Origin of the sequence: Blautia sp. 2227st1_G12_2227SCRN_220401 (genome assembly GCF_039062885.1) — a bacterium.
Classification (GTDB): Bacteria; Bacillota; Clostridia; order Lachnospirales; family Lachnospiraceae; genus Blautia_A; species Blautia_A fusiformis.
In genome coordinates, this window is the sequence record NZ_JBCLNI010000003.1 from 131,895 (window position 1) to 141,477 (window position 9,583).

The 9,583-nt window shown below is 47.4% G+C and carries 8 protein-coding genes; all 8 read right to left on the reverse strand.

The genetic code is table 11. The annotated features are described in order from the left end of the window. Positions 1 to 19 precede the first annotated feature (19 nt). A complete protein-coding gene (locus ABCM67_RS02645; RefSeq protein ID WP_195634919.1) occupies positions 20 to 1,243 on the reverse strand; it encodes an LL-diaminopimelate aminotransferase in 1,224 nt (407 codons plus the stop codon). A 6-nt stretch (positions 1,244 to 1,249) separates the two neighbouring features. Then, entirely contained in the window at positions 1,250 to 2,689 is a 1,440-nt protein-coding gene (gatB, locus tag ABCM67_RS02650; RefSeq protein WP_092069315.1) for an Asp-tRNA(Asn)/Glu-tRNA(Gln) amidotransferase subunit GatB, read from the reverse strand. Next, entirely contained in the window at positions 2,686 to 4,158 is a 1,473-nt protein-coding gene (gene gatA / locus ABCM67_RS02655) for an Asp-tRNA(Asn)/Glu-tRNA(Gln) amidotransferase subunit GatA (protein WP_342992467.1), read from the reverse strand. Before gatA ends, gatB begins: the two co-directional genes overlap by 4 nt. A gap of 15 nt (positions 4,159 to 4,173) precedes the next feature. Next, positions 4,174 to 4,467: an Asp-tRNA(Asn)/Glu-tRNA(Gln) amidotransferase subunit GatC gene (gene gatC / locus ABCM67_RS02660; protein ID WP_110102034.1), complete on the reverse strand. Its 294-nt coding sequence runs from the start codon at positions 4,465 to 4,467 to the stop codon at positions 4,174 to 4,176. Between the two features lie 14 nt (positions 4,468 to 4,481). Continuing rightward, the gene (gene aspS, locus ABCM67_RS02665) at positions 4,482 to 5,813 is read right to left on the reverse strand and encodes an aspartate--tRNA(Asn) ligase (protein ID WP_059085246.1); all 1,332 of its coding nucleotides are present in this window, start codon (positions 5,811 to 5,813) and stop codon (positions 4,482 to 4,484) included. Positions 5,814 to 5,943: 130 nt separating this feature from the next. Beyond that, complete coding sequence (locus ABCM67_RS02670; RefSeq protein WP_015525749.1) at positions 5,944 to 6,498, reverse strand: ANTAR domain-containing protein; 555 nt, start codon at positions 6,496 to 6,498, stop codon at positions 5,944 to 5,946. 38 nt (positions 6,499 to 6,536) lie between these two features. After that, on the reverse strand, positions 6,537 to 7,859 hold the full coding sequence (gene glnA / locus ABCM67_RS02675; RefSeq protein ID WP_021651138.1) for a type I glutamate--ammonia ligase: 1,323 nt from the start codon (positions 7,857 to 7,859) through the stop codon (positions 6,537 to 6,539). Positions 7,860 to 8,088: 229 nt separating this feature from the next. After that, positions 8,089 to 9,576, reverse strand: a complete 1,488-nt coding sequence (locus ABCM67_RS02680) for a glutamate synthase subunit beta (protein ID WP_173759092.1) — start codon at positions 9,574 to 9,576, stop codon at positions 8,089 to 8,091. Positions 9,577 to 9,583 lie beyond the last annotated feature (7 nt).

Here is a 9,583-nt window from a genome sequence, read left to right on the forward strand (position 1 = left end):
TCCGCAATTTATACTCATATTACAGATTTTTAATTCTCTCAATTGCCTCAAGAGTATTCTCATAGCTTCCGAATGCTGTCAGACGGAAATATCCCTCACCATGTGCACCAAAGCCTGAACCTGGTGTTCCTACGATGTGTGCTTTCTCAAGGAGATAATCAAAGAACTCCCAGGAGGTCATCTGATCCGGTGTTTTCAGCCAGATATATGGAGCATTTTTTCCACCGGACACGGAAAATCCTGCTGCGGAAAGTCCCTCCAGGATCGTCTTTGCATTACGCATGTAATAAGCGATCTGCTCCTTCAGCTGTGCTTTTCCCTCCGAAGAGTAAACAGCCTCGCCTGCTCTCTGTACAATGTACGGAGCACCGTTAAACTTGGTTCCGTGACGTCTTGCCCAGAGACTGTGAAGCTCTACACCATCACGCACCAGTTCCTTCGGAACAACGGTAAAGCCAAGACGAACGCCTGTAAAGCCTGCATTTTTGGAAAAGCTTCGAAGCTCGATGGCACAGGTTCTCGCACCCTCGCACTCATAAATGCTGTGCGGGACATCCTCCTCGGAAATATATGCCTCATATGCTGCATCATAGATGATCACGCAGCCGTTTTTGTTGGCGTAGTCGACCCACTCCTGAAGAGCTGCCTTTGTGATAGCACCGCCGGTAGGATTGTTCGGGAAGCAGAGATAGATCAGATCCGGTACTTCATCTGCCGGTATCTCCGGAAGGAAACCATTCTCCTCTTTGCAGGGCATGTAGATCACACCGTCAAAGTTCTCACGCTCTTTGTTATAAAGACCAGTACGTCCGGCCATAACGTTGGTATCTACATATACAGGATAAACTGGGTCGCAAACTGCAACCTTGTTATCCAGTCCGAAGATCTCCTGGATGTTTCCGGAATCACTTTTTGCTCCATCGGAAACAAAGATCTCGTCTGCGCTGATGTCGCAGCCTCTGGACTGATAATCATTTTTTGCAATGGCACTTCTTAAGAATTCATATCCGAGATCCGGAGCATATCCGTGGAAGGTTTCTGCGTGTGCCATCTCGTCTACGGATTTATGAAGGGCATCGATGATCGCCGGTGCAAGCGGCTGTGTCACATCACCGATTCCAAGACTGATCACAGAATCCTTAAATTCCGGATTGGCCTCCTTATATGCGCTTACCTTCTTTGCGATATTGGAAAACAGATAGCTTCCCGGAAGTTTTAAATAATTCTGATTTACTGTAACCATAGTATTTTATCTCCTTCTCTCAATTTCCTCTGCCAGTGCTTTTCTGACGCTGTCAGGATTTGCCTTGCCTTTCAGTTCTCTCATCAGCTGTCCTACAAAAAATCCCATAACCTTATCCTTGCCGCCCAGAAGCTCTGCCAGCGGTCCAGGGTTTGCATCTACGATCTTTTTCACAGTTTCGGTGAGAAGTCCTGTATCTTCTACGATCTTAAGACCATTCTCTTCTATATATACAACCGGATCAATATCCTCGTCAAACACTTTTTCAAATACTTTCTTGGCATTCTGTGCGCTGACCTCTTTTTTCTCCACCATGGAAAGAAGGTCTGCCAGATGCTTCGGGGTAAAGCTTACCCTTTCCGGATCAAGGCCCTTGTCCTTTGTCAGGCGGAGAACCTCCACCATAAACCAGTTTGCCACCTTTTTCGGGTTTCCGAGAAGAACTGCTGTCTCCTCAAAAAGTCCTGCCAGATGTCTGGATTCGGTCAGGATCCCTGCATCATAAGCCGGAAGCTCATACTCCTTCTGATAACGCTCCATCTTGGCTTCACGAAGCTCCGGAATGGAAGTACGCAGCTCTTCGATCCATGCATCGGAAATGTGGATCGGCGGAAGATCCGGGTCCGGGAAGTAACGGTAATCCTTTGCATCCTCCTTGGAACGCATAGCATGGGAAGACTCTTTGTTATCGTCCCATCTTCTTGTCTCCTGTACAACGGCTCTTCCTTCTTCCAGAAGCTCGATCTGACGTTCTCTCTCTCCTTCGATTGCTCTCGCAATGGCCTTAAAGGAGTTCAGGTTCTTCATCTCTGTTCTTGTTCCGAAGGTCTCACTTCCCACCTCACGGACGGAAAGGTTGACATCGGCACGCATGGAGCCCTCCTGGAGCTTACAGTCAGAAACTCCAAGATACTGCATGGTGCAGCGGAGCTTTTCCAGATATGCGATAACCTCCTCGGAGCTTCTCATATCCGGCTCGGATACGATCTCGATCAGCGGTACCCCACTTCGGTTGTAGTCAACCAGGGAGCAGTCTTCCCACTCATCATGGATCAGCTTACCGGCATCCTCCTCCATATGCATCTCATGGATACGTACAGTCTTTTTGCCTGCGGAAGTCTCGATCTCAACAGCTCCGTCATAGCAGATTGGCAGATACAGCTGAGAGATCTGATAGTTCTGGGGGTTATCCGGGTAAAAATAGTTCTTACGGTCAAACTTACAGTACTGATGGATATGACAGTTTGCCGCAAGACCTGCCTTGATGGCAAACTCTACCACTTTTTTGTTGAGGACCGGAAGAGAGCCCGGCATACCGGTGCAGACCGGGCAGGTATGTGTATTTGGTGCGCCTCCGAATTCTGTGGAGCATCCGCAGAAGATCTTTGTTTTTGTGGCAAGCTCCACATGCACCTCAAGTCCTATGACTGTCTCATACTGTTTCATGCCTTTTCTCCCCCTTCCATTGCTGTTCCGAAATCACCGCGTTTTTTCTCATAGGCGTGTGCTGCGCGGAACAGGTTGTTTTCTTTGAAGCAGTCACCGATCATCTGGATCCCGATCGGAAGTCCTGCTGCGTCTTTTCCGCATGGAACTGTGATTCCGGGAAGTCCGCACAGGTTTACTGCTACCGTATAAATATCGCCAAGATACATGGCAAGAGGATCTTTCAGACTCTCTCCCAGCTTCGGCGCCGTAAAGGGTGATGCCGGGGCAAGAAGAACGTCATATTTAGAAAAGGCCTGATCAAATTCCTTTTTGATAAGGGCTTTTGTGCGAAGTGCTTTCAGATAGTAAGCATCGTAGTAACCGGAGCTTAACACAAAGGAGCCAAGCATGATACGGCGTTTTACTTCCTCGCCGAAACCTTCAGTCCTTGTCTTCTTGTACATATCATGAAGTCTCTCGTACTCTTTTGCACGGAAGCCGTACTTCACACCGTCAAAGCGCTCCAGATTGGAGCTGGCCTCTGCGCTGGCAATGATGTAGTAGGCAGGGATCATATATTCTGTTGTCTTCATGGAGAAAAATTCTACCACTGCGCCCATCTCGGTAAGGCTCTTCAGCGTATTCATAAAGGTTTCTTTTACCTCCGGGTTCAGTCCCTCTGAGAGATATTCCTTCGGCACGCCGAATTTCATTCCCGCAATCTTATCCGTCATAGAAGCGGAGAAATCAAGATCCTCTCTCTTCATGGAGGTGCTGTCCTTGGCATCGTGTCCGGCAATGATCTCAAGAAGTGCCGCACAGTCTGCAACATCCTTTCCTACCGGCCCGATCTGATCCAGAGAGGATGCATAGGCAACCAGTCCGTAACGGGATACTGTTCCGTAGGTCGGTTTGATTCCGGTAACACCGCAGTAGGAGCTTGGCTGACGGATGGAACCGCCGGTATCAGAACCCAGTGCCAGGTAAGTCTCTCCTGCTGCCACTGCCGCACAGGAACCGCCGGAGGAGCCGCCCGGAACATGCTCCAGATCCCACGGGTTTCTGGTGACGCCGTAAGCGGATGTCTCTGTGGTACTTCCCATGGCGAACTCATCCATGTTTGTCTTTCCGATGATCACAAGACCTGCCTGTTCCAGACGGTCAATAACCTCGGCATTGTACTGCGGCACAAAATTCTCAAGGATCTTTGATGCACAGGTAGTTGTTTTTCCCTTAATGCAGATATTATCCTTAATTGCAATAGGTACACCGGCAAGAGGTCCTGTATAGGTTCCATCCTCAATGCCCTTCTGTACCTCTTTTGCTCTTGCATAGGCTTCTTTTTTGTAAGTATCAAGATAAGCGTGGACCTTGTCCTCTTTTGCTTCGATCTGATCAAATACGTATTTCACACCGTCCAGGACGCTTATCTGATGCTGCTTGATCTTTTCCGCAAGCTGTAATGCGGTTAATTTTCCCAAATCCATGTCCTGTCTCCTGTCTTATCCAATTGTTTTCGGAACCTGATACTGGTTTTCTTTCTGTTTCGGTGCATTGGCAAGCATCGCCTCATGATTGTCTCCGTTTGTCACAATATCTTCACGAAATACATTTTCGTCCTCAAAAATATGGGACATGGGCTCTACGGAAGAAGTGTCAAGTTCATCCAGCTTGTCTACATAATCCAGCATCTTCTGCATGTCCTCTTTTGCTTTTTCCTTTTCATCCTCTGTCAGAGAAAGTTTTGCAAGGATGCAGACATTTTCCATTGTTTCATCATCGATTATCTTTGCCATCTTTTTTCTCCTTATTACGGCTCAAGTCTGTTCATATCACGTGGGAACAGACAGGTCTCACGAACGTTTTCTTCTCCGAGGATCTGCATGGTAAGACGTTCCAGTCCGATTCCAAGTCCTCCATGAGGCGGCATTCCATGCTTGAAGGTATCCAGGTACTGCTCCATACCCTCTTCATCCATACCACGGGCTGCGATCTTATCCTTCAGCATCTGATAATCATGGATACGCTGTCCGCCTGTAGTTACCTCAAGTCCCTTGAACAGAAGGTCAAAGCTTAATGTAAATTTCTCATCTGACGGATCATCCATTGCGTAGAACGGACGCTTCTTAGACGGATAATGTGTGACAAAAACAAAATCAGCATCATATTCTTCTTTGAAATATCTTCCGATCAGCGCTTCTTCCTCCGGCTCCAGATCATATGGGTTGCGGATCTTACGATTATATTTTTCAGCTACCAGCTCTTTGGCCTTGTCAAAACGTACTGCCGGGATCTTGTCCACCTTCGGAAGCTCCACCTTCAGAATGGAAAGCTCATGAGCGTAGTCTTTCTTAAGAAGTTCTACCGCATACTGGAGAAATCCGGTTTCCATCTCCATGATATCCTCAAATCCGTTGATATAGCCCATCTCAAAATCAAGACTTGTATATTCATTCAGATGACGTTTTGTGTTATGCTTCTCTGCACGGAATACAGGGCCGGTCTCAAATACACGATCAAAAACACCTACCATCATCTGTTTATAAAACTGCGGGCTCTGTGCCAGAACTGCCGGTTTATGGAAATAACTCAGCTTGAACAGGTTTGCACCACCCTCTGCACCTCTGGCTCCGATCTTCGGTGTGTGGATCTCGGTGAACCCCTTCTCATAGAGGTAATCACGAAATGCCCGCACCAGAGCCTCCTGGATCTTGAATTTTGCACGCTCCTGCACATTACGCAGGGCGATAGGACGATAATTCAGCTTTGCCTCCAGGGAAGTGTTCAGCTTCCATTTGTCGATGGCCAGCGGAAGAGGCTCTGCAGGTGAGGAAAGGATCTCCACATGGCTGATGCGGAGTTCTCTTCCGTGAGGCGCTCTTTCTTCCTCATGAAGAGTTCCTGTGAGGCGCACACACATTGCCTCCTTCAGATCATGAATGGAAACATTTGTCTTGTCGTTTTCATATACGGTCTGAAAAAGCCCTTCTTTTTTTCGAAGTATCACAAATGCCACGTCACCCATATTACGGATGCTGTGTATTGCACCTTCCACTGTTGCTTCCTGGTCTTTCATGCTCTCAGAAAGAAGCACATCCCAGGCACATTCTCTAGTCTTACAGATTCCATCCATAAATTCCATTCCCTCATCCTCCAATTCAAAGTAGTTTCACCGAATCAGGAAATCCCCTGCGGAATTTTTCCCGATCCGGTGTGATATCGGGCATTCAGAACAGATCATTCCTGTCCGCTCTGCTGTTTTTTGTTGTTTTTTACACAGAATCATATAAAAGCATCAGAACCATCTGGGCCGTCTCCACCATATTGGTCCCGGAATCCATACTGCATTTCTGGATATAGCGGTATGCGTCATCCTCGCTCAGGTGATTTCTTTCCATTAAAAGCATCTTTGCATTTGAAATATAATTCTGTTCTTTCCATGAACGCTGCTTCGGCTTTTTCTTATCTTTTTTCCAGCGCCTTTCGATCTGGGAAAGCATCATGCTTACCGTATTTACCAGATCTCCGACTTTCAGAGGCATTCCCACGCATAAAATGGATGTTGGCGCCTCACTGATCACTCCCCGGGAGGCCATAAGCAGCATTTCAAAATAATCCGGCATATAGTCCAGAAGATCACGGTAGTACATATCCTGGAGATGATAACCGCAAAGCAGAACGCCGCCATCAAGCTCCGAGATACTGGCAAGGGCATTGGCACCTGAATTGCATACTGCCGCCACCGTGAATCCATATCGGTTAAGGACTGTGCGGATCTTTTTGGCATCTTCTATTTTCGGTAATGCAATCACGATACTCGTGTTCATAAGCCGCCACTCTCTTTCGTCCCATTATGCCTCGTTCATCAGATCCGATACAGATACTCCTCGATCTCCCAGTCGGAAATCTCCTGGGAATAACGCAACCACTCTTTTCTCTTTGCCTGCGCATACTGTTTGCAGAAAGCTTCTCCAAGGATTTCCTTCATCCAGCTGCTGTCCTCAAACAGTGTGATCGCTTCCCGCAGGTTCTCCGGTAAATTCTCGATACCCTGTTCCTTCTGATCCGACTCGGAAAGAGAACGGTTAGAAGCTTTTGTAGGATAGATCTTCTTCTGGATTCCATCCAGGCCCGCTGCCAGGCATACCGCAAAAACAAGATATGGGTTAGATGCAGCATCCGGGCTTCGAAGCTCGATCCTGGTATCAGCACCATTGACTCTCGGGATCCTTACCAGTGAATTCTGGTTATTTCTCGTCCAGGTCAGCTCTGTAGGCGCATCAAATCCAGGTACAAGACGCTTATAAGAATTTACAAGCGGATTGGTGATCAGAGTCATCTCACGGCTGTGAGCCAGAAGACCTCCGATAAAATAGTATGCCTCTTCACTTAATCTGGACGGATCCTCCGGATCCACGAAAATATTTTTTCCATTTTTAAACAGCGAAAAATGGATATGCATGGCTGAACCGTTTACTTCCCGTCTTGGCTTCGGCATAAATGTCGCATGAAGTCCATGACGTTTGGCTACAGTTCTTACCGCCATCTTAAAGGTTATAACTTCGTCTGCCATCTCACGCGCTTCCCCGTAATGAAGGGCGATCTCATGCTGTGCAGGTGCTGTCTCATGATGAGAGGATTCCACCTCAAATCCCATATCCTCAAGAGTCAGTACCATGTCACGTCTTGCATTTTCGCCTAAGTCCACCGGACTTACATCCAGATATCCGGCCTTTTCGTGAGAAACCGTTGTAGGCATTCCGTTATCATCAATATGAAACAGGAAAAACTCGCATTCCGGGTCAACATAACAGGTATACCCTGCCTCCTCTGCTGCCTGCGCTGTTTTTTTCAGAATATATCTGGAGCTCATCTCATGCTCTGATCCGTCTGCACGGCGCATATCACAGATCAGTCTTGCAACCTTTCCCTGCTGAGGACGCCATGGAAGAATTGAAAAAGTATTATAATCCGGATACAGAATCAGATCCGGCTCCTTTTCTCCCACAATGCCCGCAATATGAGAGCCATATACAACGCACTGGTTATCCAGGGCTCTTGGAAGCTCTCTTGCTGTGATCGCAATATTTTTCAGAGTTCCAAACATATCTGTAAACTGGAGGCGGATGAACTCTACGTCTTCCTCCTCTGCCATTGCAAGAATCTCTTCTCTGGTATAATTCCCCATAGTATTCTCTCCTTTATTTCCTCATCACACAAAATAATTACCCTCAAAATCAGAAAAAGGGTGCACTTCAGAGAGCTTCCGCTCCTGAAGAACACCCTTGTTCATGGACGTAATTATAGCAATCGGTCAATTCTTTGTCAACCATTTTTTAAAAGGGGCAAAAGTTCAAAAGCTTTATCGCGGAAATACGAACAGTTTTTTTGACCTTTTGCCCCTGGTATCTGTTATTTTACTGTAAATATGAATAGCTCATCAGTGATTCGTCCACTGCTTTCGCAGCCTCACGTCCCTCATGGATCGCCCATACGACAAGGGACTGTCCACGATGCATATCACCTGCTGTGAACACACGATCTACGCTTGTTGCATACTGCTCCGGTTTTGTTTCCACATTGGTTCTTGGTGTAAGCGCTACACGGAAAGCATCTGTCACATATTTCTCGCTGCCAAGGAAGCCTGCCGCAATAAGGACCACATCTGCAGGGATCACTTCCTCACTGCCCTCGACCGGTACCATATTGAATCTTCCGGTCTTTTCATCCTTTACGCTTTTCAGTTTTACGATCTTGGCCTTGCAGACATTTCCTTTTTTGTCCTTGATAAACTCGGTAACGGTTGTCTGATAGATCCGAGGATCATGGCCGAATACTGCAATAGCCTCTTCCTGGCCGTAATCAGTTTTCAGGACCTTCGGCCACTCCGGCCATGGATTGGAAGGAGTTCTTGCTGCAGGAGGCTGCGGCATCATCTCAAGCTGTGTTACAGATTTCGCCCCCAGACGGATGGATGTTCCCACACAGTCATTACCAGTATCACCACCGCCAATGACCAGAACATTTTTGCCCTTTGCAAGCTCATATGGGAATTTTGCAAAATCTGTATCCAGAAGACTTTTTGTTACCTGCTTCAGGAAATCCACTGCAAAGTAAATTCCCTTGGCATCTCTTCCCGGAACCTTGATATCTCTCGGATGAGAAGCTCCACAGCAGAGAAGGACACGGTCATAATCCTTCAGAAGCTGTTCTGCCGTGATGTCAACACCAACATTGATATTGGTAACAAATTTCACGCCTTCCTCTTCCATCAGCTTCAGTCTGCGGTCAATGATCTTTTTCTCCAGCTTCATGTTCGGAATGCCGTAGCGGAGAAGTCCTCCGATACGGTCGTTTCTCTCAAATACGGTTACGCTGTGGCCACGGCGGTTCAGCTGCTGTGCTGCTGCCAGTCCGGAAGGACCACTTCCGATGACTGCGATCGTCTTTCCTGTGCGGACAGGCGGGATCTGCGGTTTTACCCATCCTTCTGCATAGGCTGTCTCAATGATCGCTTTCTCATTCTCCTTTGTGCTGACCGGATCTCCGTTCAGGTTACAGGTACATGCAGCTTCGCAAAGTGCTGGACACACTCTGGATGTAAACTCCGGAAAGCTGTGTGTCTTGTTTAAACGAAGGAATGCCTGCTTCCAGTTTCCTGTGTACACAAGGTCATTTGTCTCAGGAACCAGGTTGTGCAGCGGGCAGCCGGAAGCCATTCCGCCGATCATCATACCTGACTGGCAGAAGGGGACGCCGCAGGCCATGCAGCGTGCTCCCTGAAGTTTCTGTTTTTCTTTATTTAATGGAATACGAAATTCGTTGAAATTCTGAATACGTTCCTTTGGCGGCAGAACCTTTGCCGTTTCTCTTTCATAATCTAAAAATCCAGTTGGCTTTCCCATTTCCTCA